The sequence below is a fragment of the Pseudonocardia sp. OZ21 genome (assembly GCF_059359135.1).
On the sequence record NZ_JCADBN010000008.1, the window covers coordinates 178,988 to 204,617 of the forward strand.

The window sequence follows — 25,630 nt, forward strand, 5'->3', positions numbered from 1 at the left end:
TCAGCCGACCCGGCCGGCGCTGCCGAACAGCTCCATCAGCGACCCCGCCATGTCGACGGCCTCCTGACGCACCGACCGGAACAGCGACGGCGGGTCCCATTTGTCCTTTGCCGCCGTCTCCTGCAGAAAAACGAGATTCGACTTCATGAAGGTCTCCTTGAGCGCCGTGGAGATGTTGACCTTCGCGCAGCCGCGGTCGATGAGATCACGGAACTGCTCGTCGGAAAGACCGCTCCCACCGTGCAACGCGATGGGCACGGGGTGGACGGCGACGATGTCGGAGACCCGCTGGAAATCGAGCTGAGGCGCGGCCTTGTACGTGCCGTGCGCATTGCCGATCGACGGCGCGAAGACGTCGACCTGGGTGGCGTCGAGGAAGTCGAGGGCGACCTGCAGATCCTGGCGCCGCGCCACGGTGTCGGAGCCGATCCCGTCCTCCACCCCGGTGATCGACTCGATCTCCCCCTCGACGTGCGCGCCGTGCCTGCGGGCCTCGGCGACGACCTCGATGGTCTGCCGGGTGTTCTCCTCGACGGGCAGGTGGGAGGCGTCGAACAGCACCGAGTTCCAGCCGCGGTCGAGGCACGTCGTGATGACCTCGCGCTCCGGGCAGTGGTCGAGGTGCAGTGCGACCGGAACCTCGATACCCGCGGTCATCGCGGTCCACATGGAATAGAAGACATCGACGCCGATCGACTTCACGGTCTTGACCGATGTCTGCACGATCAACGGCGACGACTTCTCGACGGCCGCCGCGAGAACGGCCTCGAGAGTCAGGTCGTTGAACACGTTGATCGCGGGCACACCGTACCGTTTGTCGAAGGCATCGGACAGGATGTCCTTGAGCGTCACAACGGGCACGGATTCAGGCTAGCCAGGCGACCTCGCGTTTCCAGGCGTGGTTCTCCCCATCTTCGTCTGGGGGAAATCCCTACCGCGTTGCGCCGGACAGGTCGGTCCAGCGGGCGAGCGACGTCCGGTTGGGTGCACCGGTCTTGCGCAGCAGTGCCCCGACATGCTTCTCGACGGTCTTCGCCGAGATCCCGAGCCGGTCGGCGATCTGCTTGTCGCGCATGCCGAGCTCCACCAGGGTGCGTACCTCGCGCTCTCGGGTGGTGAGCCGGTCGTTGCCCGCGCGGTCGCGCCCGCGGAAGGTGCCGAGCACCGTCTCGATGGGCGGCGCGTCCCGGCGGGCCGCGGCGAGCACGGCGCGGGCGAGCGCCGAACCGTCCAGGTCGGTCCCGATGCATCCGGAGGCACCGGCCTGCACGGCGTCCCGCAGCAGTTCGTCGGACAGGTCGTCGGTGATCACGAGCACCGAGACCCCCGGTCCGGCGGCGCGGATGTAGGAGGTCAGCCGGGCGCCGTCGAGCACCGGCATCCGCAGGTCGAGCAGGACGACGTGAGGGTCGAGCACCCGCACCGCGTCGACCACCTCACGAGCGTCGCCGATCTCGCCCACGACCAGGATGTCGGGCTCGGCCTGCGCCAGTAACCGGACGAGGCCTGCTCGCACGACGGGCCGCACGTCGACGACCAGCACGCGCCACGGCACGTCCGCGCGGACCGCGTTGCCCGCATCGCGGGGCTCGTAGGGGATCCGTGCCCGGACCCGCGTGCCCCACCCCGGCGTCGACTCGATCTCGAGTTCGGCGCCGAGCCGGTGCGCCCTCGCGACGATCCCGTGCAGGCCCAGGCCGGAGCGCCGGCGATCGGTGAGCACAGCCGGGTCGAACCCGACCCCGTCGTCCTCGACGACGACGGCGACGTCCTCGGCGCCGTACATCATCCCGACCCGGACCGACGCCGCCCTGGCGTGGGTGACGACGTTGGTGAGCGCCTCCTGCACCAGGCGCAGTGCCTGCTGGCTGATCTCGGGCGGCAACGCCGGCGGCTCGCCGGTGACGACGAGGTCGGTGCGCAGCGCCGTGGTCGAGCGTGCCCAGGCGAGCTCGACGGCGACAGCGTCCTCGAGCGAGCCCTGTTCGAGCAGGGCGGGCCCGAGGCCGAGGACGGTCCGCCGGGTCTCGGCGAGCGCGGCGCGGGCCGCATCCCGGGCGGCGGCGATGTGGGCCGACCCGACCGGCTCGTCGCAGGCGTCGAGGTGCAGGAGGATCGACCCGAGGGCCCGGGCCACGGTGTCGTGGACGTCGCGGACCACCCGCTCCCGCTCGGCGCTCACGGCCAGTCGCCGGGCGCGCCCGGCGGCCTCGGCGTGCAGCCTCGCGTTGACGATGGCGATGGCGGCGTGGGTGGCGAACAGTCCCAGCAGCTCGATGTCCTCGTCCCGGAACCGGACCTGGGGATCGGTGCTGAACACGACGCACGCCCCGATGATCTCGCCACCCCACTCGATGGGTACCGCGACGGTGGCGTGCAGGCGGGTCCGGTCGGACGGGGCGACGTGGCCCCCGCTGACCTGGGAGTAGCTGTCGAACACCACCGGCGCCCGGTTTGCGACGACCGCGCCGGTGGCGCCCTCACGCAGCGAGAAGACCTTGCCCTCCTGGCAGCCGACGCCGAGGTCGACCTGCTTGCGATAGGTCCCGGCCCGCTCGTCCACGGTGGAGATCGAGCCTGCGTCGCCGCCGAGGAGCACGACTGCACGGCGCAGGATGCGGTGCAACAACGGCTGCAGGCTGAACTGACCGGCGAGGTCCTCGACGGCTCCGGTCAGAGCGTCGACCTGCTCGTACGGGCTGACCCGGGCGCGCTGTCGATCCCCGACGGCCACGGTCTCCTCACCGCTCACCCCGGGCGCCCGTGCACGCGTTCGCGTCGGTCCCGCATCTTTCGGATGGTAGCCGCGCCGGCGGCGCCCGGTTCCCCTCGAACGGCTGGTCACCACGCTCTGCACGGTGCCCGCCGGTCGAGAGCGGCACCGATCCGACGTCGTGGTCCGGTCAGCCGGTGCGGTGGGAACGGGCGAGAGTCAGCCCACCGAGTGCCATGCCGATCAGCCCTACGGCCAGGGCGACGATGGCACCGGCTCGCCCGGAGCCGGTGCCGAAGTCACCGGTGTTGGTGGCCAGATGCAGCCCGGCGAGTGCGATGCCGACCAGACCCACGACCAGCGCCACGATCGCCCCCCTTCGCCCGGAGCCGGAGCCGGAGCCGGTACGGCCGGCGGAGCGGGCCAGCGCCAGCCCACCGAGGACCAGGGCGACCAGCCCCACGACGGCGGCCACGTTGGCTCCGAGTCTCCCGGATCCGGAGCCGATGACAGCTGCGGTGATCAGGTGCTGGACGGACATCGAGGGTCCCTTCGCCGGGGTCATGGCGTCATCTGTTGTCCGATAGTGGTTGCCGGGCGGCGCCGGCGCGTCGGGCGAGCGTGGTGTTTCCCGGCTACCGCCCCCGACGTACGGTCAGCCGCCGGTGGTAGCCGCCCCCGACCGCTGCGGTAGTGCCGGGACACCACGCCCGGCGGATGCACACCCCGCGGTGACACCCCCAGGATGAGCCGGGCGAATGTCCGGTTGCGCCCGGATCGAAGGGCGGGGAATGGTCATCAGCGTGCGTGAAGCGGTGCGCCACGGCGGCCTCTGGCCGGTCGTGGCCGACGCGGGCTTCGGGGTCGGGGTGGCGGTCGCGCTCCTCGCCGCCACCGTCGCCGGAATCGGGCCCGCTGCGGGCGCGAGCCCTCGCCTGCTGGACGCGGGAGCGGTCGCGCTGGCCGCGACGGTCGCCGCCGCGGTCGCGGTGCGCCGCCGCTACCCGATCGCGGCGCTGCTGGTGCTCAACGCCGTTCCCGTCGTCTGGTTCCTCGGCGGCCATCCCGGCCGGCTGATCACGCTGGCCCCGCTGATCGGCTGCTACACCCTCGCGGCCCACCGGGGCTGGCGCTGGGGTCTGGCGGGCGCCGTGCCCACCGCGCTGATCCAGATCATCGCGATCCGGGTGGTGCTCGGTGACACCGAGACCGCCGGTGTGGTGCCCGAGGTGGCGCTGTTGGTGGCCACCGCCGGGAGCGCCGGCGCGGCCGTCGGCTACAACCGGGCGGTGCTCGCGGCCACCCGCGCCCGGTTCACCCGGGAGACCCAGAGCCGTGAGGAGCGGGCGCGCCGCATCGCGGCGGAGGAACGGCTGCGCATCGCCCGCGAACTGCACGACGTCTTCGGCCACACCATGGCCACCATCAGCGTGCAGGCCGGTGTGGCTCTGCACGTCATCGAACAACGCCCCGGGCAGGCCCGCGAGGCACTCGCCACGATCAAGAAGATCTGCGACGACGGCCTCACCGACGTCACGACCATCCTCGGCATCCTGCGCACCGATACGTCCGCGGTGGAGGCAACCGGACCACCGCGTGCGCCGCGCGGCGGGCTCGACCGGCTCCCCGAACTGGTCGGCACGGCCGAGGCCGCAGGCCTACGGGTGGAGCTGACCGTCGACGGCGACGCAGGGCCGCTGCCCGCCCCGGTCGATCTGGCCGCCTACCGGATCGTCCAGGAAGCGCTGACCAACGTGCTCCGCCACGCGGAGGCTCGCACCGTGCGGCTCACGCTGAGGCACGAACCGTCGCGGCTGCTCATCCGGGTCCACGACGACGGCCCCACTGCCGTCGCGGACGCCCGCGACACCGCGGCGGAGCATCCCGGCCACGGCATCGACGGGATGCGCGAGCGGGCCCGCGCGCTGTCCGGCCGGCTCACCGCGGCCCCGCACCCCGACGGCGGCTTCGAGGTGTGCGCCGACCTGCCCGTACCGAACCCGCGATGATGTCCCCGTGCGTCCAGCCGTCCCGCTCCCAGGCCACCCGTCCGCGACCCGCGAGACTCCAGGGCGCTGAGCGGTGACCGAGCCCATCCGTGTGCTCATCGCCGACGACGAAGCCCTCGTCCGGGGCGGCTTCCGGGTACTCATCGACACCGAGCCCGGCATGATCGTGGTCGGCGAGGCCGCCGACGGAGCCACGGCGGTGGACCTGGCCAGGCAGACCCGCCCCGACGTCGTGCTCATGGACATCAGGATGCCCGGCGTCGACGGGCTGAGCGCCACCCGGCAGATCGCCGCGGACCCCGACCTCACCGCCGTCCACGTGCTCATCCTCACCACCTTCGACCACGACGAGTACGTGATCGAAGCACTCGGTGCCGGTGCCGCAGGCTTCCTGATCAAGAACACTGAACCCCGCCAACTGCTGCACGGCATCCGCGTCGTCACCGGCGGCGAGGCCCTCCTGTCCCCCGGGCTGACCCGCAGGCTGATCGCCCGGCTCACCCCCCGGACCGCGCGACTCGACACCGACGCCCTGGCCCGGCTCACCACCCGCGAGAAGCAGATCGTCGGGCTCGTGGCCCACGGCCTGAGCAACACCGACATCGCCGACGAGCTCACCATCAGCCACGCCACCGCCAAGACCCACGTCAGCCGCGCCATGACCAAACTCGGCGCCCGCGACCGCGCACAACTGGTCGCGCTGGCCTACCGGCACCGCCTGGTCGAACCGCCCGACCCCACCGACTGACCATTCCGCGCCTGCCGGCGATCGGCTCGACTGCGTAGTGATCCCATTCGCAGCCCACGCATGCAACACCCCGCAGGTTTGCCCGCTACGGGAGACCGGTTCTCGGTCAGGACGTTCCTCTGGCCTGCACCAGCACGCCGGTCTTGGTGAGGGTGGCGATCTCCTCGTCCGTGTAGCCCAGCTCGCGCACGATCTCCTCGTTGTGCTCGCCCTGGCGGGCGGGCGCCCTCGGCGGAGCGGCCTCACCGTCGTCGACCGCGCCGGTGAAGTGCCAGGGCAGGCCGGGCACGGTGATCCGGCCGCCCGCGCCGTCCGGCACCGTCCGAGTGGCTCCCCACAGCGCCGCCCACTCGCTCTCGGCGATCTCGGTGATGTCGCGGATCCGGCCACTGGCGATCTTGGCCTCGTCCAGCTGCGCGTCGAGCGAGTCGAAGTCGTCGAAGGTCCAGATCCAGCGCTGCACGATGGCGTGCAGGGCCGGGAGGTTCGCCGCACGGGCGTGCAGGGTGGCGAAGCGCGGGTCGTCAGCGAGATCGGCCCGGCGCATCGCGGCCAGGTAGAGCGGGAACGACATGCTTCCGACCAGGCTCACCGGGCTGACGAACCGGGTGCCGTCCGGCCCGATGAAAAACGCGCAGTCGGTGGCGCCCAGAACCGGGGTCTCCGCGCCGAGCTCGGCATCCGAGAGGTCGACGTGTACGCGCTCGTTGATCGCCAGCATCACCGCGGCCATGGCCACATCGATGTACTGACCTCGGCCGGTGCGCTCCCGCTCACGCAACGCGGCCAGGACGCCGATCGCGGCGTGCAACCCGGAGTAGACGTCGGCGTGTGAGAGCGAGTCGCTGCGCAGCTGGCCGTCGCCGGCGCCGAAGTGCGCATCGGAGAGCTTCGTGAGACCGGACTCGGCCTGCACCGTGGGGGCGTAGGCCGCGCGAGACCGCCACGGCCCGTGCTGGCCGTAACCACTGATCGAGACGTATACGACGCGCGGGTTGCGCGCCGCGACGTCCTCGTAGCCCAACCCGAAGGCCGCCAGGGTGCCGGGGCGGAAGTTCTCCACGATGACATCGGCCTCGTCGCACAGCCGTAGCGCGATCTCCCGCGCGCCCGGCACGTTGAGGTCGACGGAGATGTTGCGCTTGCCGGCGTTCTGCTGGGCGTAGTAGCCGGAGATCTCGCCGTTTCTCGGGTACGCCCGGCGGGAGAGGTCTCCGGACGGAGGCTCGATCTTGATCACGTCGGCGCCGAGATCCAGGAGGTTCTGGGCGCAGTGTGGCCCCGCCAGCACCCGGGAGAAGTCGACGACGCGCAGTCCGGTCAGCGGCGCCATGGCTCAGCGCCCCTCGAAGATCGCCATGCCGGGCCCGTTCTGTCTGAACGAGCGCACCCCGGTCCGGAAGTCGGCAGAGGTGACGATCGGCTTCTGCAGCTCGGTCATCGCCTCGTCCGCGGCCCGCACACCGCGATCGACCGCGACCGTCACCAGCGCCTTGGTCGCCGCGTGCGCGACGGTGGGACCTGCGGCCAGCTCACCGGCCAGCGTTGCGGCGGCGTCGGCGAGGTGCTCGTCGGCCACCACCCGGTTGATCACGTTCCAGCGCTCCAGGGTGCGCGCGTCGTAGCGGCGTCCGAGCATCGCCATCTCCTTGGCCCGCGCCGCACCGGCCCGCTGCGCCACCCGCTGGATGCCTCCCATCAGCGGGTGCAGGCCGACCGTCGCCTCCACCGAGCCGAACTTCGCCGACTCGCTCGCGATGACCAGGTCGGAGGCCAGCACCAGCTCCAGTCCGCCGCCGACGCAGGTGCCGTGCACCGCGGCGACGATCGGGATCGGCAGCTCCTCGAAGCCCCGCAGCACCTCCAGCATCGGCCAGCCCAGTTCGCCGTCACCGCGATCAGCCGCTTCCAGCATCTGATCGAGGTTCGCGCCTGCGGAGAAGTGCCGCAGGCCGCTGTCGAGTATCACCGCGCGCGCACCCGACCCGCCCGCCCATCCGAGGGCGTCGACGAGGCGCTGGGACAGCTCCGGGTCCAGCAGGTTGTAGGGGCGGTGGTTCATGGTGATCACCGCGACCGGCCCGTCGAGACGCTGTGCGACCGGCGAGCCGATATCGCCGCCGGAGGTCCGAGTGGTATCTGCGATGGACATCGAAGGTCCTTTCCAGGACGTTCTAACTCGATCAGCCAACCAGGCACGGCTAACGTAATCAGCAGACTTCTGATATGCAAGCCAGACGATAAGGACATTCTGGATGATCTTGTTCATTGCGCGCGAATCATTGCGGGATGACGCCGGAGGCGATCACCGGGTCGAGCTCCCGAATCGTCCGACGAGCGACCACCAGGAAAGTGCCGACTCAGACGGCAGGCGCCAGCGGGCTCGGCTCGGGGGAACGCCACGGGCGCAGCCAGGCCTCCTCCTCGCGCGGGACGGGGACTCCGCAGCGAGGACAGTCGCGACCAGGCTCGAAGGGCTCGCCGCACGTGCGGTGCACCACCTGCATCGGAGCAGTGGGCTCGGCCGGACCCGTGTGCGCGGACCCCCAGTCCTGCAGCGCGTGCAGCACCGGCAGGATCGCGGCGCCCGCCTCGGTCAGCCGGTACTCACTGCGGGTGCGACCGCCTCCACCGTCCCGGTAGGGCCGCTTCGCGAGCAGACCGTGTTCCACCAGTTGCCTCAACCGGTCCGAGAGAATGTTGTCGGCGATTCCGAGGTCCACCTTGAACTCGTCGAACCGGGACATGCCGATCGTGGCGTTACGCAGCACCAGCAGCGTCCAGCGGTCGCCGAGCACGTCGATGGCCCGCCCGATCGGGCAGGGGCCTCGGGCGTCCCCGCGTCGGGGTGCTGCCATTCGTCCTCCTGGGCCGCGCCGGCTGACTTGCTGTTGAACAGTCTACGAGCCGGCACCCAGGACAGGCTCGCGCAACGGAGCGCTCCCCCCGAACGGGCACGATCGCCGCGCTTGACAGCCCCCTCATCGATGCCGCCCACAATGGCTGAACGCAACCATTCATCGGCGCAAAGGACTTGTGCACCAGCCTGCCGTGTCCGGTTTTCCCGACCCGTTCCCGAGATTGTGACGCGCGACATGTTTCACGCGCGAACTCAGCACCTCCAGGAACGCGGCCATACGAGATGCTTCTTGTCCGTGACTCGCGCGCCGGGCGGTCGAGGAATGGGACAGAACCGAGATCACGTCAGATGCGGAGGTTTTCAGAACAGTGAGTCAGCACAGTCGGCGTAGTTTCCTCGGAATTGCCGGTACCGCGGCCGCGGTCGTCTACGGTGGAACGCAACTGGTGGGTGGCGACGTCGGCAGTGCGTCGGCCGCCGAGACGTCGCTCATCGCTCCGGGGTCAGGTCCGCTGCGGGACGGACCGGCCGGCCCGCAGGTCTCCACGCTGACGCCGTTCATGGACCCGCTGCAGATCCCTCCCACGCTCAGGCCCCAGGCCGGCGGGATGAACGTGGTCAAGCTCGTCTCCCAGCATGTCCGGCTGCACTCCCAGCTGCCACCCACTCCGATGTGGACGTACGAGGGCCACTACCCCGGCCCCACGATCGAGGTGGAGAGCGGTCAGAAGGTCCGCATCGCGTGGCAGAACGAGCTCACCGGCACCATCCCGGTGAAGGGCGTCTTCGTGCAGCCGGTGGGCCCGCCGCCCGGTGTCGCGGCCGCCAACGGACCCGGCGCGGAGGGGGCTCCGGCGCGCTCGGAGCTCACCCGGCTGACGCCGTGGACCTCGGTTCACGTCCACGGAGGACACCAGCACGCCGTGGGCGACGGGCTGGCCGACTCGGGGGTGACGCCCGGCGGCGCGCAGCTCTGCGAGTACCCCAACCAGAACGCGGCGGCCCATCTCTTCTACCACGACCACGCCATGCCGATCACCGCTCTGAACGTCACGGCCGGGCTGATCGGCAACTACATCATCCGGGACCCGAACGAGGAGCGTCTCGGCCTGCCGAGCGGTGCGTACGAGATCCCGCTGATGCTCGCGGACATCAACTTCGACACGGACCCCGCAGGCCTGATCAACGGTCAGATCCTCGTCAAGCGCGTCCTACTCGGCCCCGTCACGCCCGGGGTCATGCCGCAAGCCGTCTCGACCACCGGCCCGTTCACCATGGTGAACGGTGGGGTGTGGCCGTACCTGGAGGTGGAGGCCAGGGCCTACCGCTTCCGGATGGTGAACGCCTCGGTCGCGCGGGCCTATGCGCTGGCCCTCCTCGACGAGAAGACCGGCAAGCCCGTCACGGGCGCCATCCAGGTGATCGGCACCGACGGGGGCCTGCTCGACACGGCTCGTACGGTCGACGGGGTACTGACGATCAATGCGGCGGAACGGGTGGACCTGCTGGTCGACTTCGCCGCGTTCCCCGGTGCGAACCTCCGGCTCGTCAACACCGTCCCCACCGTTCCGGCCGGCAGTCCGGCACCCGGGGTCGGCATCCCGTTCCCCGAGGTCATGCAGTTCCGGGTCGGCAACGCCCCTCGGACGGGCTCCGCCTACCAACCGCCGAAGAAGATCAGCACCTTCACCCGCATCACCGCCGCCGACGTGCCGAAGGACGCGGTCGAGCGCTTCGTGATGCTCTCGAGGGACGCCGGCGGCATGCCCAAGATGATGGAACTCGTCGACGCTGGCCCCAAGGCGAAGACCGGCGCCGGGATCGTCCAGATCGCGGTACCCGGCGGGACGCGAACCTTCCGTATCGCGGCCCAGAGCTTCGAGGAGACCACCAACTTCTTCGCCGCGTCGGGAAGCTGGGAGAAGTGGACCTTCCTCAACGTGGATCCGGCCAATCGGCCTCTGGTGCACCCCATGCACATCCACCTGATGAACTTCCAGCTGATCGAGCGCCGGGCCCTCGACCCCAGCGGGCTGGACACCACCCTCGGTGGCACGACCCGACCGATCCGGTTCGGCGCGTCCCGGCCGATCGCCGTCTCGGAGTCCGGCTGGAAGGACACCGTCGGGTTACCGGTGAACGAGATGGTGACGGTCGCCGGACAGTTCGACCAGGAGACCGGCCGGTACGTGTACCACTGCCACATCCTGGACCACGAGGACGAGGGCATGATGCGGCCGCTCGTCGTCATGCCGCCTGCGGTGCTGACCATCCAGAACCTGATGATGGGGATGATGATGAACGGCTGACGGGGCTACACCGCGGCTGTTCCGATCAGCCCCTCCCGGGTCACCAGCGCCGCCAGGTCGGCCTCGCCGAGGCCGGCCGCGCCGTCCGGGCGCAGGGGAAGCACCATGTGCCTGCTCTCGGCGCTGGTGTCGTGCACGACGATCTCAGTCTCCGCGGGCAGGTCGAGCCCGAACTCGGCCAGCACCGCACGCGGCTCCCGGACCACGCGTGCCCGGTAGGCCTCGCTCTTGTACCAGGACGGCGAGGGGCCGAGCAGCCCGATCGGGTAGCACGAACACAGCGTGCAGACGAGCACGTTGTGCACCGCGGGGGTGTTCTCCACGACGGTGAACCGTTGCGTCTGCGGCCCGGTGCTCATCGACAGGTCGAGCTCGACGAGCGCCTGGTTCGCGTCGGCCAGCAGGCGCTCGCGGAACGCGGGATCGACCCAGGCACGGGCCACGACCCGGGCTCCGTTGGCAGGCGATCCGGACAGGATCTGCCCGATGATGCCGTCGAGCTGGTCGTCGCTGGTCAGGCCGGCACCGATCAGCCGCTCCTCGAGCCTGCGCACCCGGACCGCGATCTCCGAGTCGGAGTGGTGCCCACTCATGCCGCGACCTCCAGATAGGACTCCCACAACTCCACCTGCACCCAGTGGCCGCCCGGCGGCCCCCAGAGAGCCCCGGCGGGGAACCGGACCGTGTACACCGGCTCGACCCGCGGCTCCGCGAACCCCTGCGCCCGTTCGTCGGCCAGCGGCCACGTGCCCTGCATCTCCACCACCTCGCCGACCTGGCCACGGGCGTACCGCGGAAGCCGGGTGTGGTGGGGCGGGTCCACCGCCCGTGCGCGTACGCGGTCGCCCACCGCGAACCGGGGCTCAGCCATCGCCCGCAAGCGATGCGGGAGCCGCGGACGCCGTCAACGTCTCCACGGCCACCATCCACCGCTCGTAGTACGACGCGGCGAGGTACTCGGCGGGCGGCATCCGCTCGATCGCATCGCGGAACTGGTCGAGGTTGTAGACCCCCTGCCGCAGCATCGCGACGTTGAGCGCGTACACCCGCGCCTCCCAGTCGGCATGGAACGGCGGCTCGTCCGGTTCGACGGCGATCTGCCCGAAGCCCGACTGCCCGCCGACGTCGTTCACCCGCGACATGACTGGGAGCCTAGTGCGCCACGGGCGGATCCCCCCGCCGATCCTCCCCCCGTGGCGCACCCCTCATGCCCCGTCGAGCACCTCACGCAGCCGCTGGGCGAAGGCCTCCGGCTCACCCTGCATGCCGTACTCACCGCCCAGGAACCCGCCGTGGTCACCGGGGAAGCGCACGAGCTCGGCCCCGATCGCCTCAGCGACCGCGTCGGCGCCGCGGGCCGCGAGCGTCTGGTTGGAGGCCTCGCCCCGGGCCAGCACGATGCGGGCACCGGACGCCCGCAGCGCCTCCAGGTCGGGCCGGTAGCCCGTGCATTTGCGCAGGTTCTGTCCGAGGAGTGCGTCGTCCCGGCTGCCGTCGTCCTCGACAGGCAGGCCGAACTGCGCGGGGTCGACCGGCGGGAACCGGTAACCGTCGGGGAACTCCCCGTCGTAGCTGACGATGATGAGGAACTTGGCCATCGCCGGACCCAGCCCGTCGCGCTGGTAGGTCTGGTACATGTCCTCGGTGGCCGCGGTGATCGCCTGACGGTCGGGCAGCATCTCGGCCAGCGGCGGCTCGTGGGCCACCAGCGTGCGCACCTGCTCGCCGTGGCGGGCCACCCAGGCCAGGGCGTTGACCGCGCCGCCGCTGCTGGCGAGCACGTCGACGGGGCCGCCACCGATCACCTCGACGACGCGCTGCAGATCACCGGCGTGATCGTCGGGTGTGATCTCGCCGTGGCCGTCGGTGCGCGTGCTGCGCGCGGTGCCCCGGGGGTCGTAGGTGACGACCGGGCGGTCGGCGAAGTATCCGGCCAGCGTGGTGAAGCCCTGCGCGTCCATCGGGGAGCCGATGAGCAGCAGCGGTGTGCCCGCACCGAGGGTGCCGCGCACGTCGTAGGTGATGGTGGCGCCCGGCGCGTCGAGGGTGTGGGTGGTGATCGTGGTGGTCATCGGCGGCCTCCTGGACGTCTGCGGCGATTACAGCGGTGTCGACCGCCGGCGGGCCCCGAACTCATCGGTCGCCGAGGCGACGTGCCGCGAACGTAGTTGACCAGGTGTCGGGACAGCTGAAGACTCGCAAAATGCCGAAATCGGACAGTGCTGCGCCCCGAACCGGATACGCCCCGGTGAACGGCCTGCAGATGTACTACGAGATCCACGGCTCCGGCGGAACTCCGCTGCTCCTGCTGCACGGTGGGTTGTTCAACATCGACCTGCAGTTCGGCGCGCTGCTCCCCGGCCTGTCGGCGACCCGCCACGTGATCGCCGTCGACTTCCAGGGCCACGGGCGGACCAACGACGCCGACCGGCTGCTCCGGAGCGCAGACCTGGCCTCCGACGTCGTCGGCGTGCTCGAGCACCTGGGCATCGCGCAGGTCGACGTCTTCGGGTTCAGCGTGGGTGGCGGGACGGCCCTGCACCTGGCCGTCAAGCACCCGGAACTGGTCCGCAAGGTGATCGTGTCGTCCGCCTCGTTCCACCCCGACGGGCTCCGCCCGGAGAACACCGCGGCGGTCGGCTCGATGACCGTCGACATGATCGCGGGCACGCCGATGGAGCAGGAGTACCGCGCCAAGTCACCGCACCCCGACAGGCTGCAGGACCTGCTCGACAAGCTCGGGACGTTCGACGAGGGCTTCACCGGCTGGGCCGACGCCGACATCGAGGGGATCGCCGCCCCGACCCTGATCACCGTCGGCGACTGCGACATGGTCACGCTCGACCACGCGGCCAGGTTCCTCCGGCTGCGCGGCGGCGACGTCAACGGCGACTTCGCGGGCGTCCCGGCCTCCCAGCTGGCGGTGTTCCCGGGGACCACGCACTTCTTCGGGCTCGCCCGCACCGAACTGGTCCTGGACGTGGTGCTGCACTTCCTCGATGCACCGATGCCCGAGGGCTGATCACCGGGTCACATAGCACGGGACACGCGGGATCAGCGGAGCGGCGTAGGCGGCCTGCGTGGAGAACAACAAGTTGAGCAGGATGAACGGGTAGGGATCCCAGCGGTAGGTCACCGCCAGCCGGTCACGTCGCTGCTGGTCATACCCAGCAGTGTCCAGCCCACGATCGATGGCCCGGTCCGCCGTCGTACGGAACGGCCGCAGCCAAGTTCGGAATAGACGCATCGGGACTCATTTCCTACTGCCCCGACGGTTACGTGCCGGCCCAGCTCATACCGGCCGAAGGTGCATACCGGACATCGGGCTCAACGACGGAAATGGCAGCGAATCGCCGCCATTTTTGCCGCTAGCTAACGCAGTCGCGGGTACATTCGAAAGATCTTCTTGCCGGATCTCACGGACTGAACCGTGCGCATATGGCGCTGTCCGCCGTGGCATTAATCTCAGATGGGAGAACAATGTCCTCGACAATGCCCGGACCGATCGGTCCGGGCGTTCCGGACCATCTGACCTACTACGTGATGCGCAAGCTTCCGCACGTCGCGCTGTTGTTCTGGATCGTGAAGATCATCGCGGTCACCCTGGGCGAGACCGCCGGGGACCTGTTCGGGATCACCCTCGGGATCGGCTATGTCGTCACCGCGTTGATCTTTCTCGCGTTCTTCGTGGTGGTGCTGGTGCTCCAGATCAGGGCCAAGCGGTTCCATCCGGCGCTGTTCTGGGCGGTGGTCCTGGGCACCAGCCTGGTGGGTACCGAGGTCTCGGACTTCCTGGACCGGGGACCCGGTGACTCCAGCGTTCCCAGCGGGGTGGGTTACGGATGGGGCGCGCTCATCCTCACCACCCTCCTGGCGATCATCTTCCTGGTGTGGTGGCGCACCGGGCAGACATACGACGTGGAGAACATCGCCAGTCGCAGGGGCGAGATCCTCTACTGGATCGCGATTCTCGTGTCGAACACCCTGGGCACGGCCAGCGGTGACTGGCTGTCCGACGACACCGGTCTGGGATTCCACAACGCCTTCTTCATCATCGCCGCGGTCATGCTCGTGATCGTGGGCGCCCACTACCTGACGAACATCAACACCATGCTCTTGTTCTGGCTGGCGTTCGTCCTGACCCGCCCGCTGGGGTCGGCCGGGGGTGACTCGCTGACCAAACCGGTCGACGAAGGCGGTCTCGGCTGGGGCACGTTGTGGGCGTCTGTGGCGCTGTTCGCCGTGCTCGTCGCACTGGTCGCCTATCAGGCCGTACAGGTCCACCGCCATCCGCTGGAGCCCTTGCCGTACCCGACCAACGGGCGCACCGGCGCACCACAGCAGCCGAACGGGGCGGTGATCACCCCGGCGCCCCGCCCCGGTACCGAACCTGCAGGATCTCCAGTGCCTGGTCGGCGTGCATCTCCATCCGGCTCTCGCTCGCGACGGTGCCGATGACGCGACGATCCGGACCGATCAGGTAGGTGACCCGCCGGGTGTGCAGGCCGCCGGGGAGGAACCAGCGGTAGGCACCGAGCTTCTTCGCCACCCTGTTGCCCGGGTCCGACAGGAGAGGAAAGCCCAGAGCGTTCGAGGTGGCGAAGGCGCTCTGCTTCGTGACGCTGTCGCCGCTGATACCCACCGGCCGGGCGCCGACCTCGGCGAACTCGGCGGCGAGATCGCGGAAGTGGCACGCCTCCTGGGTGCAGCCGCCGCTGGAGGCGATCGGGTAGAAGAACAGCACCAGCGGGCCGTGCTCGAGCAGGCTGCCGAGCCTGCGGGGCGTGCCCGTCTCGTCCTGTAGCTCGAAGTCGTCGAGCTGATCGCCGGTCTGCACGCTGGTCCTCCTGGCGGTGGTCATCGGTTCACGAGCTCGCCTTCTTCTTGGGCGGCAGCGGGAAGAACCCGCTGGTGCGGCGCACGTAGTCGGTGTAGCCGGGCCGGCGTTCACCGATCGTCTGCTCCAGCAGCTTCTTCCCGGTGCCCCGCACCAGCAGCCACGTCATCAGCAAGGCCCCGACGAGCCCGATCAGCCCGGCAGGGTGGTGCAGCCCGAGCACGGTGAGCCCCCACCAGACAGCGGCGTCGCCGAAGTAGTTGGGGTGGCGGGTGTAGCGCCACAGCCCCCGGTCCATCACCTGGCCCTTGTTCGACGGGTCGGCGCGGAACGCCGCGAGCTGGGCGTCGCCCACGGTCTCGAAGGTGAACCCGACGGCCCAGAGCAGCACGCCGACGACCGTCACGACCATCGACAGTGCGCCGTCCGCCGAGCCGTACTGCCCGAGCTGGACCGGCAGCGACACGATCCACAGGACCACGGCCTGCGGGAGGTAGACCTTGCGGACCATGTGGGCGACCTGATGGCCGGGGGCCTCGGCGAGGATGGCGACGTACCGGGGGTCCTCGCCCGCGCCGTGGTTGCGGCGGCCGATGTGCCACGCCAGCCGCACCCCCCACACCGCGGTCAGGACGGTGATCAGCCACCGCCGCCACACGTCTCCGTCACCGGCCGACAGGAGCAGGGTGGTGATCGCGACGATCGCGAACCCGGCTCCCCAGACGACGTCGATCCCGTCGTGGCGCCCGCCCCGCACCCGTACCGCGACCACCAGTGCCGCGGCGAACACCACCGCGACGACGACCGCGGTGACCACGAGGTTGGTGAGCGCGGCACCCCACGGGTAGGGCGTCATCGGAGTTCCGGGGCGATGAGAACACCGTTCGCCGGGACGGGGGCGCTCCCGGGGTCCGTGCCGAGCACGGCCCGCCTGCTGCGCGGGAGGCCCGTAGCTCCGTGCGCGTCGGGGCGCACCGTGAGGATCTGGTGCACACCCATCCGGTTCTCCTCGAACGCCAGTGCCGCACCGGCCAGGTAGAGCAGCCAGACCCGGTACTGCTCCTCGCCGATCAGCGCGACGGCCTCCGCCTCCCGCTCCCGCAGCGTGTCGAGCCATGGCCGGACGGTCCAGACGTAGTGCTCGCGCAGCGAGTGGACGTCCACGACCTCCAGCCCGGCCTCCTCGAGGAGGTTGACGGTGGAACCGAGCGGGCGCATGTACATGTCGGGCGCGACGTAGCGCTCCATGAACGCTCCCCCGCCCGGCGCCGGGTTGTGGCCGGACGCGCCGCGGGACATCTGTTGCAGCAGCAGCCTGCCGTGCGGGGCCAGGAGCCTGTGCAGCTGCGCGGCGTAGACCGGGTAGTTGTCCTGGCCGACGTGCTCGCCCATCTCGATCGACGCGATCGCGTCGAAGGGCTGCTCGGGCACGTCGGCGCCGATGGCCCGGTAGTCCTGCAGCCGGATCTCCACCCGGTCGGCCAGCCCCATGGCCCGCACGCGGGCGAGCCCGTAGGCCTGCTGCTGGGCGGACAGGGTGACGCCGACGGCGTGCACCCCGTAGTGCTGCGCGGCGTGGATGAGCAGTGCCGCCCAGCCGCAGCCGACGTCGAGCAGCCGCGTTCCCGGGGCCAGGTCGAGCTTGCGGCAGATCAGGTCGAGCTTGTCGCGCTGGGCGTCGGCCGGCCCGTAACCGGGCGAGCCCTCCTGGGTCCAGTAACCGCAGGAGTAGGCCATCTGCGGGTCGAGCAGGAACTCGTAGAACTCGTTGGAGAGGTCGTAGTGGTGCGCGATCGCGGCCCGGTCGCGGCGGCGGGTGTGCAGGCCACCGGACAGCCGGGCCTCGGACGCGGGGGGCTTCGGGCGGGGGCCGATGGCGCGAAGCCGGGCCGCGACGGCGACGGCGTCCACGACGTCGGCGCGGGTGAGCCGCACCCCGGCGAGGCTCTGGGCTCTCGCGAGCTTCCAGAACCGCGACAGACCCTCGGCGATGTCGCCGTCGACGGCGAGCTCGCCCGCCACGAACGCCCGCGCCAGGCCCAGCTCGCCGGGGTTCCACAGCAGCCGCCGCAGCGCCCGGCGGTGCCGGATGACCACCACGGGCGCGTCCGGGTCGGCACGGGGGCCGGCCTCACTGCCGTCCCACGCTCGGAGTCGGATCGGCAGCGGCGCGCCGATCAGGCGTTCGACGAGCCCGGCGAGCTGCGGGGCCACGGGGCGGGGCATGAGGTCTCCTGGGAGCCGGCGAAGCGGTGGGGACGGCAGGGGTGTCAGCGACGCTGCAGTGAGAACTGGAAGACGTCGAGGTAGCCGACGCGGAACCCGGCCTCGCAGTAGGCGAGGTAGAACTCCCACATCCGGCAGAAGGTCTCGTCGAACCCGAGCGCGGCGACCTCGTCGCGGCGGGAGAGGAACGTGCGCTGCCAGTGGGCCAGCGTGCGGGCGTAGTCCGGGCCGAGGCTGCGGCGCTCGACGACGCGCAGCCCGGTGTGGTCGCGCAGGTTCTGCTCGATCGCCTCGACCGAGGGGATCACCCCGCCCGGGAAGATGTACTTCGAGATCCACGTGTAGTCGTGCTGCGTCACCAGCATCCGGTCGTGCGGCATGGTGATCGACTGCAGCCCGACGCGGCCGCCCGGGCGCAGCAGCCGGTCCAGCGCGGCGAAGTACGTCGGCCAGTACTGCACGCCGACGGCCTCCACCATCTCGACGCTGACCACGGCGTCGTAGCTGCCCTGGGCCTCGCGGTAGTCGCGCAGCAGCACCTGCACGCGGTCGGCAACGCCCGCCGCGGCGATCCGCTCCTCGGCGAGGTGGGCCTGCTCGGCCGAGAGGGTCAGCGTGGTGACGCGGGCGCCCCGCTGCGCGGCCCGGATGGCCAGCTCGCCCCAGCCGGTCCCGATCTCCAGGACGTGCATCCCGGACCGCACGTCTGCCATGTCGAGGACGGCGTCGATCTTGCGGCGCTGCCCGGCCACCAGGTCGTCGCTGCCGTCGGCGAACCAGGCGGCGGAGTAGGACATCGTCTCGTCGAGGAACGTGGCGAACAGGTCGTTGGACAGGTCGTAGTGGCGGTGGATGTTCTCCCGCGCGCCGTCGAGCGTGTTCGCCTCGGCACCGGGCCTGCGTGCCTCGGCGAACCGGCGGCCGATGCGCTGCAGGACCGGCGGGATCAGCGTGGACAGCTGGGCGGCGAACGGGGTGAGCAGGTCGGCCGGGCGTGTGGAGGTCCAGTCCCCGACCATGTACGACTCCCCGAAACCGATCTTCGAACCCGTGCCCAGCCGGTGGAAGAACGCCTCCGGTCGCACGACCCGCATCACCGGCGAGTCGAGGCCGCCCGCTCCGATCCGCTCCCCGCCCGGGAACACCACCCGCACCGGCAGCGGACGCACCGCCCGCCGGAACAGCGCCTCGGCGATCCGCGCCTTGGCCGGCGCGCGGGGCACCGTCGCGAGGCCGGGCCACACGCCCGCGCTGGGCTGCGGTAGGTCGAGTCTCGTCGGACCGGTGGCGACGGCAGCGCCGGACTGGCTGATCGGGCCGGACTGGCTGATCGGTTCGGCGGTCACTGGACGCCCTCCTGCGGGTCGTGGCTCGGTCGGGGGACGAGGGGCAGCCTGCGCAGCCACAGCGCGATGCCGTGACGGCGGATCAGCGCCGTGGTCCGGTGGGTGACGAGAGGTCGGCGCAGCAGCATCCGGACCAGCGCCGACGCCGTGGCCGCCCGACGGGTGCCGACGACGGTGGCGGTGAGCGCGGTGGTGCCCTGCTGGCGCAGCGACACCGCCACCGACAGCCGCTCGCCGGGCACCGGCAGGTGCATCGAGTAGTGCCCGTCCACGGACAGGAAGGGCGAGACGTAGAAGCCCTTGGCCGTGCTCGCCCGGCCCGCAGCGTCGGGGTGGAGCAGGTAGCAGTGCCGCTCGCCATATGTGTTGTGCACCTCGGCCACGACGCAGTCGAGTACGCCGTCGGGCCGGTGGCACCAGTAGACGGTGATCGGGTTGAAGACGTGGCCGAGCAGCCGGGCGTTGGCGAGCATCAGCACCTGCCCACCCCGCAGGTCCACACCGTGGCGGCCCAGCCACGCGTCGAGGTTCTGCCGGATCGAGCGCTCCGGGTCACCGAGGTGGTCGTGCGCCTCGAAGCGGGCGAACGGGCGGAGCCATCGCGGCAGAGCCGGCAGGGCGTCGATGTCCACCAGCCACAGGTAGGTCCCGTGCCGGAAGGACCGTTGCATCCGCTGCCTGCGGACGTGGCGCACCTCGGCGTCGTAGAGCGCGGGCACAACCACCGGCGCCCGGACGACCGGCGCCGGGTCCGTCCCGGTGGGTCGGACGGTGGTGGTCACCAGCCCGCTCCGAGCGTCGTGGCCGCGCGCACCCCGGCGGCGCACCCGTCCTCGTGGAAACCCCACCCGTGGTAGGCGCCCGCGTAGGCGAGGGTGACGCCGTCGAGTTCGGGCAACCGGCGCTGCGCGGCCACCGACTCCGGGGTGTAGACCGGGTGCTCGTAGCCCATCCGCGCGATCACCCGCGCCTGGTCCACCCGCTGGGCGCCGCCCAGGGTCACGACGTAGTCGTCGGGTTCGGTGAGCCGCTGCAGCCGGTTCATGTCGTAGCTGACCAGCACCGGAGCGCCGGTGGACGAGCATGCGGGCTTCAGGTAGTTCCACGAGGCCCGCGCGCCCGGCCGGCGCGGCAGCACGGAGGTGTCGGAGTGCAGCCAGGTCTCGTTGCGGGAGTAGGTGAACGCCCCCAGCACGGCGCGCTCGGCCGCGCTCGGCTCGGCCAGCAGCGCGAGAGCCTGGTCGGGATGGGTCGCGACGACCGCGCGGTCGGCACGGTGGAGCCCGCCGGCGTCGTCCCGGATCTCGATCCCGTCAGCCCGGCGCACGAGCGCCCGGACCGGGGTGGCGACCCGGACGGCGCTGAGGTTCTTCACCACCCGCTCGACGTAGCTGCGCGAGCCCCCCACGACGGTGCGCCACCGCGGCGAGCCGCCCACCGACAGCAGCCCGTGGTGGTCGAGGAACGTGAACAGGTACCGCGCCGGGTAGGACAGCGACACGCTCTCGCCCGCCGACCACACCGCGCTGACCACCGGGAGCAGGAAGTGCTCTGCGAAGTAGCGCGAGTAGCCGCCCACCGCGAGGAACGCCCCGATCGGGACGTCGCCCGCGCGCTCGTCGGCCAGCACCCGCCGCGCGTGCCGGTGGAACCGCAGCACCTCCGCCAGCATCCGCATGTACGCCGGCCGGCCCAGGTTGGAGTTCTGGGGGAACAGGCCGCCCAGGCCGCGTGCTCCCGCGTACTCCAGGCCGCAGCCGTCGCACCGCACGCTCATCGACATGTCCGAGTCCTGCGTCGACACCCCGAGCTCGCCGAACAACCGCAGCAGGTTCGGATAGGTGCGCTCGTTGTGCACGATGAACCCGGTGTCGACGAAGGTGGTGCCGCCGTCGGAGCTGACGACCTCGTGGGTGTGCGCGTGGCCGCCCAGCCGCGCGTCGGCCTCGAAGAGAGTGACGTCGTAGCGGCGCTGCAGCAGGTGGGCAGCGGTCAGCCCGGCTACGCCCGCCCCGATCACCGCGGCGGTGGGGCGGGTCATCGGGCGCCGCCCGTCGGGGCGGACCGGCTCGCAGCGGTGGTGCTCATCCGTCGGCTCCAGGTCGCGAGGTGGTGACGACGGCACGCAGGCCGTCCGGGGTGGGTTGACGCATGGCGTTCGCGATCACCGGGTCCTCCGGTTCGACGCCGAGCGCCCCGAGCGCGAAGCGGCGGACGAGCGAGTGCCAGTCACGGGTGCGGGCGAGCATGTAGTGGCCCGCACCGTGGAGCTCGAAACGTGCTGTCCGGACGGCCACCTGCTTCGCCCGTACGGCGTAGGCGAAGGACTCGCGCGGATCTGTGTAGCGCTCGCGGTCTCCATGAACGATGAGCACGGACCTGTCGGCGAGCTGGTTCACCGGGTCGGACCCGTCGAGCCACGGTGCGAGCGCGCACACCGCCACCACGTTCGGCGCGCCCGCCGCCGTCAGCGCCGCCCGTCCGCCCATCGAGTGGCCGACCAGCACCACCGGGAGTCCCGGATGCCGTCTCGCGATCTCCTCGAGCGCCCACGTCGCATCCCGCGCGGGGTCCTTGGCCGGGGCGTTCCACCCCCGGTAGCGGTATCGCAGCTGGTAGACGGCGGGACCGGTGCCGGCCAGCACCCACGCGAACGACAGCATCCGCGTGTAGGCCAACCGCCTCCGCTCACCGCTCGCGTGACTGGTCGACCGGCCGCCGTGCAGCACCAGCACGACCCCGGGCGGGGCGGCGCCGAACCGGCCGATGGCGTCCAGACGGGGCAACTGCTGGTTCTCGGACACGGACGACCTCGGGTGTGGGCGGGACGGTTTCCCAGGTGTTCCGCCTGACGGGCCTCGACGGATGATCAATGGGACCGAGGTCACACGGGCCGCCGGCCGACTCGGACACCCGGCCGGCGATCAGTATCGATCCATTCGTGCCCGACCAGGCGATTCGTCGCACGGTGGGTCACCGACGCCACACGATCGCATCATTGAATACCTGAACAGCTGGGCAATGATTGCCGCGTGGTCGAGATCAAGACAACGGACCGGGGGCAGGGTTTCGACCGGAAGGACTGGATCCAGATCGGCGGTATGACGGCCTTCATCGTCGGGCTGACCGCCCTCGGATGGTCGGTACTGGCCGGGCCCGTGGCAGCAGCCGGCTACTCGCTCGGGACCCAGGGGACGTTCGGCGTCGGGCTCGGGCTCACCGCGTACCTGCTGGGCATGCGCCACGCCTTCGACGCCGACCACATCGCCGCGATCGACAACACCACCCGCAAGCTCGTCGGCGAGGGAAAACGGGCCAGGAGCGTCGGGTTCTGGTTCTCGCTCGGCCACTCCTCCGTGGTGCTCGTCCTGTGCGTCCTCCTGGCCGTCGGGGTCCGGACGGTGGCCGGGGACCTGGACGACACCTCCCGCTTCAAACAGATCATGGGGCTGATCGGGACGATCCTCTCCGGCGGCTTCCTCGTGCTCATCGGCCTGCTCAACCTGCTCGCACTGGTCGGCATCGCCCGCGTCTTCCGCAGGATGCGCACCGAGCCGCTCGACGACGAGGCGCTGGAGCAGCACCTGAACGCCCGCGGCTTCCTGACCAGGCTCCTGGGCCGGGTGATGCGTGCGGTGGGCAAGCCGTGGCACATGTTCCCCGTCGGCTTCGTCTTCGGGCTGGGCTTCGACACCGCCAGCGAGGTGACCCTGCTCGTGCTCGCCGGCGGCGCAGCCGCGTTCGACCTGCCCTGGTACGCCGTCCTTGTCCTGCCGGTGCTGTTCGCCGCCGGCATGAGCCTGTTCGACACCGCCGACGGGGTCTTCATGTCCGCGGCCTACAGCTGGGCGTTCCTCACACCCGTCCGCAAGGTCTTCTACAACCTGACCATCACGGCGCTGTCCGTGGTCGTCGCGCTCGTGATCGGCATGATCGAGCTGCTCCAGCTACTGGCGGACCGGCTCGGCACCACCCGCGGGCCGCTCGGCCTCGTCAGCTCCCTGGACCTCGAGTACGTCGGCTACATCGTCGTCGGCCTGTTCCTGGTGATCTGGGCGCTGGCCGTCTCGATCTGGCGGTTCGGCCGGATCGAGGAACGCTGGAGCGTCCCCGAGGCCGAGTCCCCCTAGTAGACCCGGTAGTGCGCCGCCGTGGAGTAGGCGTCGGCGGAGTCCACCGTGACGTCGAGCGCGAGGGTCCAGGGACCGGGCAGCGGGACGACGGCATCGGTGCTGTGCCAGCGCGCCGCCGCCGTGGACAGGCCGGGGGCGGGGTCCGGAGCCAGCGTGACCGCCAGCGCTGCCACCTCGGCGGAGGAGAGGCTCGCGGTGATCGCCTGGACAGGAGCCGGCCGCCCGGCGGAGTCCGTGACGGTGAGCTCGAAGCTCTGACGGCCTCGCCGGGTGCCGTCGACGTGGACGTGGACGGTGTCCGGCCCCAGCGGCGCGGTCATGTCGGACGAGGGGCCGTAGGTGGTGTTGCCCGGAGGTTCCGACACCAGCAGCGCGGTGACCGCCAGCACGACGACGGCAAGGCCGGCTTCGATCCGCACACTGCGCCGGACGACGCGCCGCACGTCAGCGCAGGCGAGCTCGTCGCGGGCACCGTTCAGCACGCGTCGCTGCGCCACGGCCGCGGCGACGAGCACCAGGCCGATGACCGCGAGCTTGACCAGCAGGACGACGCCGTAGCCGGTGGACCAGAGCGCCTGGACGGGATCGATCTGACGCGAGGCCTGGAACTCCCCGGTGAGCACCAGGCACGCCACGCAGCTGTAGGCGACGCAGGACCAGCGCGTGATCCGGGCGGCGCGCAGCGGCAACCCGCCGGAACGGGCGGCGGGCAGCACGATAGCCAGCAGGACGGCCAGCCCACCGAACCAGACCGCCATGGCGGCCAGGTGCAGGACCGCGGAGATCATCGCGACCGGCACGTCGGAACCGACCGCCTCGTGCCCGGTCAGCGCAACCGTGACCAGCAGGGCCACGGCGACCGTCCCGCCGGCGACGGCGTACCGGCGGCACTGCAGTCGCCCCAGCCAGGCCGTGGTCAGCAGCGGGGCCACCAGTACGAGCAGGAGCAGGCGGGCGAGCAGCTCACGTCCGAAGGCACTGCCCAGCGTCTGTCCGGCGTCGGCGAACCGGAACACCGCAGACCAGCCCTCGTTCTCCGCGCGCGGCCCCTGCAGCAGGAACGGCGCGACGGTGCCGAGCAGCATCAGCAGCCAGCCCGCCCTCATGAGCAGGCGCGTCCGGCGGTCGGCGAGCACCCAGGGCCACAGCGACGCCGCCGCGGCGCCGACGCCGACCAGCAGCACGATCCCCAGGTACAGCAGGCCCTCGCCGGCGTCGGCGGTGATGTCGAGCGCGCGGGCGCGGTCGGGCGGGGCGACCGGGGCGGCCGAAGGGTCCACGCCGACGCCGAAGGTGATCGAGCCGCCGACGATGTGCGTGTCGGCCGACACCACCCGCCAGGTCACCGAGTAGGCGCCGGTGGGCAGGTCCGGTCGGAGCGGCAGCACGATGGTCGTGCCGTCAGCTGACTGCGTCAGCCGCCCGGTGTCGACGCGGACGCCGGTCGCCGAGATGACCTCGTCGGACGCCGGGATGGGCTGGACCGCCTCGTCGAAGGTCAGCGTGACGGTGGCCGGCGCGTGCCCCAACCTGGCGCCGTCCTGCGGTGAGCTGCTGTCCAGCACCGCATGCGCGCTCGCCGGGCCGGCCAGCACGACGACCGTGACGCAGGACAGAAGGGCGGCGAGGACGAGGGTCAGGAGCCGGGGTCCGCCCAACCGCAGGATCCGGCTCAAGACCCGCCCGACGCCCTACGCAGGTTCAGGGCGATCACCAGGCTGACACCGCTCAGCACCAGGGCGACGATCCCGAGCACGAGGCCGGCCACCCCCAGCCACGAACTCCCCGACGAGCTGCCCTCGTCCGCAGCGGCGGTCGTGGACCGGGCCGCGGTGGACGACGTGCCGCCCGCGGCGGGCGACAGTTGCAGCACAGGCGCCGGGTGCGCGGGCTCGGTGACGCCGTCGGCCGACTTCTCGTCCCAGTTGACGGTGGTGCCGTCGCTGTAGGTCTGCAGCGCGCCGAACGCCACGCTCGGCGCGGTGGGGAACGGGCCGATCGACAGGTTGAACATGTCGAACTGTCCCGGCGGGATGGCCGACTCCGGGGTCGTGGCCTTGAAGTCCACCTGCGACACGAACTGGCTGATCACCGAACCGCCCTCCCCCTGCTGGGGCCGGGGAAGCGGCTTCCTGCTGACCGTCGCCGTCCAGCCGGCCTTGGGCTGGGTGTCCACCGAGGTGAACGGGGTTGCCGACGGGAAGGTGAGCAGCAGTTCGGTGGTCGACGCCGTGGCCGACTCGGACGGGACCCGGAAGGTCACCACGCCCGATCCGGCCTGGACGGCGTCGATGCCGGAGACCTTCACGTGGGCCCAGGCCGGAACGGCGAGAGCCAGGATCGCCGTGACCGCACCCACCCCGATCACACCGGTCCTGAGCACCCACCGTCGTCGACGGGTGCCCGCGCTGTCCCTCATCCGCCCCACCTTCCGATCCATCGCACCAGG

The 25,630-nt window shown here is 71.1% G+C and carries 25 protein-coding genes and 1 pseudogene; 6 read left to right on the forward strand and 20 right to left on the reverse strand.

The genetic code is table 11. From position 1 onward, the window contains the following. The 3 genes from AC5L35_RS19870 to AC5L35_RS19880 all read right to left on the reverse strand — a co-directional run bounded on the left by AC5L35_RS19870 (position 1) and on the right by AC5L35_RS19880 (position 3,254). Positions 1–861, reverse strand: coding sequence for a class II fructose-bisphosphate aldolase (locus AC5L35_RS19870; RefSeq protein WP_495061151.1), 861 nt, complete (start codon positions 859–861; stop codon positions 1–3). A 70-nt stretch (positions 862–931) separates the two neighbouring features. Beyond that, the gene (locus tag AC5L35_RS19875) at positions 932–2,734 is read right to left on the reverse strand and encodes a response regulator (protein WP_495061152.1); all 1,803 of its coding nucleotides are present in this window, start codon (positions 2,732–2,734) and stop codon (positions 932–934) included. 169 nt (positions 2,735–2,903) lie between these two features. Further along, positions 2,904–3,254 carry a DUF6223 family protein gene (locus AC5L35_RS19880; RefSeq protein ID WP_495061153.1) on the reverse strand — a complete coding sequence of 117 codons (351 nt, stop codon included), beginning with the start codon at positions 3,252–3,254 and terminating at the stop codon, positions 2,904–2,906. 262 nt (positions 3,255–3,516) lie between these two features. Here AC5L35_RS19880 and AC5L35_RS19885 point away from each other — a divergent pair, with 262 nt between their 5' ends. Both AC5L35_RS19885 and AC5L35_RS19890 read left to right on the forward strand, forming a co-directional pair. Next, positions 3,517–4,722 (forward strand): sensor histidine kinase, encoded by a 1,206-nt coding sequence (locus AC5L35_RS19885; protein WP_495061154.1) that lies wholly within the window; start codon positions 3,517–3,519, stop codon positions 4,720–4,722. A gap of 73 nt (positions 4,723–4,795) precedes the next feature. Beyond that, complete coding sequence (locus tag AC5L35_RS19890) at positions 4,796–5,470, forward strand: response regulator (protein ID WP_495061155.1); 675 nt, start codon at positions 4,796–4,798, stop codon at positions 5,468–5,470. 106 nt (positions 5,471–5,576) lie between these two features. On the opposite strand, the gene AC5L35_RS19895 is transcribed toward AC5L35_RS19890, so the two are convergent. From AC5L35_RS19895 to AC5L35_RS19905, 3 genes are all read right to left on the reverse strand, one after another. Next, entirely contained in the window at positions 5,577–6,803 is a 1,227-nt protein-coding gene (locus tag AC5L35_RS19895; RefSeq protein ID WP_495061156.1) for a CaiB/BaiF CoA transferase family protein, read from the reverse strand. Positions 6,804–6,806: 3 nt separating this feature from the next. After that, positions 6,807–7,739, reverse strand: a complete 933-nt coding sequence (locus AC5L35_RS19900; protein ID WP_495061157.1) for an enoyl-CoA hydratase/isomerase family protein — start codon at positions 7,737–7,739, stop codon at positions 6,807–6,809. Between the two features lie 91 nt (positions 7,740–7,830). Beyond that, the gene (locus tag AC5L35_RS19905; RefSeq protein ID WP_495061158.1) at positions 7,831–8,328 is read right to left on the reverse strand and encodes a winged helix-turn-helix transcriptional regulator; all 498 of its coding nucleotides are present in this window, start codon (positions 8,326–8,328) and stop codon (positions 7,831–7,833) included. A gap of 370 nt (positions 8,329–8,698) precedes the next feature. Here AC5L35_RS19905 and AC5L35_RS19910 point away from each other — a divergent pair, with 370 nt between their 5' ends. After that, positions 8,699–10,639 carry a multicopper oxidase family protein gene (locus AC5L35_RS19910; protein ID WP_495061159.1) on the forward strand — a complete coding sequence of 647 codons (1,941 nt, stop codon included), beginning with the start codon at positions 8,699–8,701 and terminating at the stop codon, positions 10,637–10,639. 5 nt (positions 10,640–10,644) lie between these two features. Here AC5L35_RS19910 and AC5L35_RS19915 read toward each other — a convergent pair whose 3' ends face one another. The 4 genes from AC5L35_RS19915 to AC5L35_RS19930 all read right to left on the reverse strand — a co-directional run bounded on the left by AC5L35_RS19915 (position 10,645) and on the right by AC5L35_RS19930 (position 12,711). Continuing rightward, positions 10,645–11,232, reverse strand: coding sequence for a nitrile hydratase subunit alpha (locus AC5L35_RS19915; RefSeq protein WP_495061160.1), 588 nt, complete (start codon positions 11,230–11,232; stop codon positions 10,645–10,647). Further along, a complete protein-coding gene (locus AC5L35_RS19920; RefSeq protein ID WP_495061161.1) occupies positions 11,229–11,510 on the reverse strand; it encodes an SH3-like domain-containing protein in 282 nt (93 codons plus the stop codon). The genes AC5L35_RS19915 and AC5L35_RS19920 overlap by 4 nt, the downstream gene beginning before the upstream one ends. Continuing rightward, positions 11,503–11,781: a hypothetical protein gene (locus tag AC5L35_RS19925; protein WP_495061162.1), complete on the reverse strand. Its 279-nt coding sequence runs from the start codon at positions 11,779–11,781 to the stop codon at positions 11,503–11,505. The genes AC5L35_RS19920 and AC5L35_RS19925 overlap by 8 nt, the downstream gene beginning before the upstream one ends. A gap of 63 nt (positions 11,782–11,844) precedes the next feature. Then, positions 11,845–12,711 (reverse strand): alpha/beta fold hydrolase, encoded by an 867-nt coding sequence (locus AC5L35_RS19930; protein ID WP_495061163.1) that lies wholly within the window; start codon positions 12,709–12,711, stop codon positions 11,845–11,847. A 176-nt stretch (positions 12,712–12,887) separates the two neighbouring features. Here AC5L35_RS19930 and AC5L35_RS19935 point away from each other — a divergent pair, with 176 nt between their 5' ends. Continuing rightward, complete coding sequence (locus AC5L35_RS19935; RefSeq protein WP_495061164.1) at positions 12,888–13,661, forward strand: alpha/beta fold hydrolase; 774 nt, start codon at positions 12,888–12,890, stop codon at positions 13,659–13,661. 30 nt (positions 13,662–13,691) lie between these two features. Here the strand turns inward: AC5L35_RS19935 and AC5L35_RS19940 are convergent. Then, positions 13,692–13,778, reverse strand: a pseudogene (locus tag AC5L35_RS19940) (DUF1003 domain-containing protein); the annotation flags it as partial. A 299-nt stretch (positions 13,779–14,077) separates the two neighbouring features. On the opposite strand from AC5L35_RS19940, the gene AC5L35_RS19945 reads away from it, so the two are divergent. Beyond that, positions 14,078–15,097 (forward strand): COG4705 family protein, encoded by a 1,020-nt coding sequence (locus AC5L35_RS19945; protein ID WP_495061165.1) that lies wholly within the window; start codon positions 14,078–14,080, stop codon positions 15,095–15,097. On the opposite strand, the gene AC5L35_RS19950 is transcribed toward AC5L35_RS19945, so the two are convergent. From AC5L35_RS19950 to AC5L35_RS19980, 7 genes are read right to left on the reverse strand one after another with little or no spacing between them, the layout of a single operon-like run. After that, on the reverse strand, positions 15,000–15,476 hold the full coding sequence (locus tag AC5L35_RS19950) for a peroxiredoxin (protein ID WP_495061166.1): 477 nt from the start codon (positions 15,474–15,476) through the stop codon (positions 15,000–15,002). The two genes, AC5L35_RS19945 and AC5L35_RS19950, sit on opposite strands and share 98 nt — an antisense overlap. Before the next feature lie 28 nt (positions 15,477–15,504). Next, on the reverse strand, positions 15,505–16,332 hold the full coding sequence (locus tag AC5L35_RS19955; protein WP_495061167.1) for a DUF1295 domain-containing protein: 828 nt from the start codon (positions 16,330–16,332) through the stop codon (positions 15,505–15,507). Then, positions 16,329–17,702, reverse strand: coding sequence for a class I SAM-dependent methyltransferase (locus AC5L35_RS19960; RefSeq protein ID WP_495061168.1), 1,374 nt, complete (start codon positions 17,700–17,702; stop codon positions 16,329–16,331). The genes AC5L35_RS19955 and AC5L35_RS19960 overlap by 4 nt, the downstream gene beginning before the upstream one ends. Positions 17,703–17,746: 44 nt before the next feature. After that, positions 17,747–19,015 (reverse strand): class I SAM-dependent methyltransferase, encoded by a 1,269-nt coding sequence (locus tag AC5L35_RS19965; protein WP_495061295.1) that lies wholly within the window; start codon positions 19,013–19,015, stop codon positions 17,747–17,749. Positions 19,016–19,044: 29 nt separating this feature from the next. After that, positions 19,045–19,773 carry a DUF1365 domain-containing protein gene (locus AC5L35_RS19970; RefSeq protein WP_495061296.1) on the reverse strand — a complete coding sequence of 243 codons (729 nt, stop codon included), beginning with the start codon at positions 19,771–19,773 and terminating at the stop codon, positions 19,045–19,047. A 53-nt stretch (positions 19,774–19,826) separates the two neighbouring features. Beyond that, positions 19,827–21,089 (reverse strand): NAD(P)/FAD-dependent oxidoreductase, encoded by a 1,263-nt coding sequence (locus AC5L35_RS19975; protein WP_495061169.1) that lies wholly within the window; start codon positions 21,087–21,089, stop codon positions 19,827–19,829. A gap of 43 nt (positions 21,090–21,132) precedes the next feature. Next, entirely contained in the window at positions 21,133–21,852 is a 720-nt protein-coding gene (locus AC5L35_RS19980; RefSeq protein WP_495061170.1) for an alpha/beta hydrolase, read from the reverse strand. 228 nt (positions 21,853–22,080) lie between these two features. On the opposite strand from AC5L35_RS19980, the gene nicT reads away from it, so the two are divergent. Next, a complete protein-coding gene (gene nicT / locus AC5L35_RS19985) occupies positions 22,081–23,178 on the forward strand; it encodes a Nickel transporter NicT (RefSeq protein WP_495061171.1) in 1,098 nt (365 codons plus the stop codon). On the opposite strand, the gene AC5L35_RS19990 is transcribed toward nicT, so the two are convergent. Next, positions 23,175–24,839 (reverse strand): copper resistance CopC/CopD family protein, encoded by a 1,665-nt coding sequence (locus tag AC5L35_RS19990; RefSeq protein ID WP_495061172.1) that lies wholly within the window; start codon positions 24,837–24,839, stop codon positions 23,175–23,177. The genes nicT and AC5L35_RS19990 overlap by 4 nt on opposite strands. A 14-nt stretch (positions 24,840–24,853) precedes the next feature. Next, positions 24,854–25,600 carry a YcnI family copper-binding membrane protein gene (locus AC5L35_RS19995; protein WP_495061173.1) on the reverse strand — a complete coding sequence of 249 codons (747 nt, stop codon included), beginning with the start codon at positions 25,598–25,600 and terminating at the stop codon, positions 24,854–24,856. Positions 25,601–25,630: the final 30 nt, after the last annotated feature.

What these genes read in the sequence shown, in the direction of transcription:
- AC5L35_RS19975 (WP_495061169.1), bottom strand. Translation starts at nt 21,089, where the DNA reads ATGACCCGCCCCACCGCCGCGGTGATCGGGGCGGGCGTAGCCGGGCTG.
- AC5L35_RS19955 (WP_495061167.1), bottom strand. Translation starts at nt 16,332, where the DNA reads ATGACGCCCTACCCGTGGGGTGCCGCGCTCACCAACCTCGTGGTCACC.
- AC5L35_RS19915 (WP_495061160.1), bottom strand. Translation starts at nt 11,232, where the DNA reads ATGAGTGGGCACCACTCCGACTCGGAGATCGCGGTCCGGGTGCGCAGG.
- AC5L35_RS19925 (WP_495061162.1), bottom strand. Translation starts at nt 11,781, where the DNA reads ATGTCGCGGGTGAACGACGTCGGCGGGCAGTCGGGCTTCGGGCAGATC.
- AC5L35_RS19920 (WP_495061161.1), bottom strand. Translation starts at nt 11,510, where the DNA reads ATGGCTGAGCCCCGGTTCGCGGTGGGCGACCGCGTACGCGCACGGGCG.
- AC5L35_RS19995 (WP_495061173.1), bottom strand. Translation starts at nt 25,600, where the DNA reads ATGAGGGACAGCGCGGGCACCCGTCGACGACGGTGGGTGCTCAGGACC.
- AC5L35_RS19960 (WP_495061168.1), bottom strand. Translation starts at nt 17,702, where the DNA reads ATGCCCCGCCCCGTGGCCCCGCAGCTCGCCGGGCTCGTCGAACGCCTG.
- AC5L35_RS19945 (WP_495061165.1), top strand. Translation starts at nt 14,078, where the DNA reads ATGGCGCTGTCCGCCGTGGCATTAATCTCAGATGGGAGAACAATGTCC.
- AC5L35_RS19880 (WP_495061153.1), bottom strand. Translation starts at nt 3,254, where the DNA reads ATGTCCGTCCAGCACCTGATCACCGCAGCTGTCATCGGCTCCGGATCC.
- AC5L35_RS19905 (WP_495061158.1), bottom strand. Translation starts at nt 8,328, where the DNA reads ATGGCAGCACCCCGACGCGGGGACGCCCGAGGCCCCTGCCCGATCGGG.
- AC5L35_RS19900 (WP_495061157.1), bottom strand. Translation starts at nt 7,739, where the DNA reads ATGAACAAGATCATCCAGAATGTCCTTATCGTCTGGCTTGCATATCAG.
- AC5L35_RS19930 (WP_495061163.1), bottom strand. Translation starts at nt 12,711, where the DNA reads ATGACCACCACGATCACCACCCACACCCTCGACGCGCCGGGCGCCACC.
- AC5L35_RS19895 (WP_495061156.1), bottom strand. Translation starts at nt 6,803, where the DNA reads ATGGCGCCGCTGACCGGACTGCGCGTCGTCGACTTCTCCCGGGTGCTG.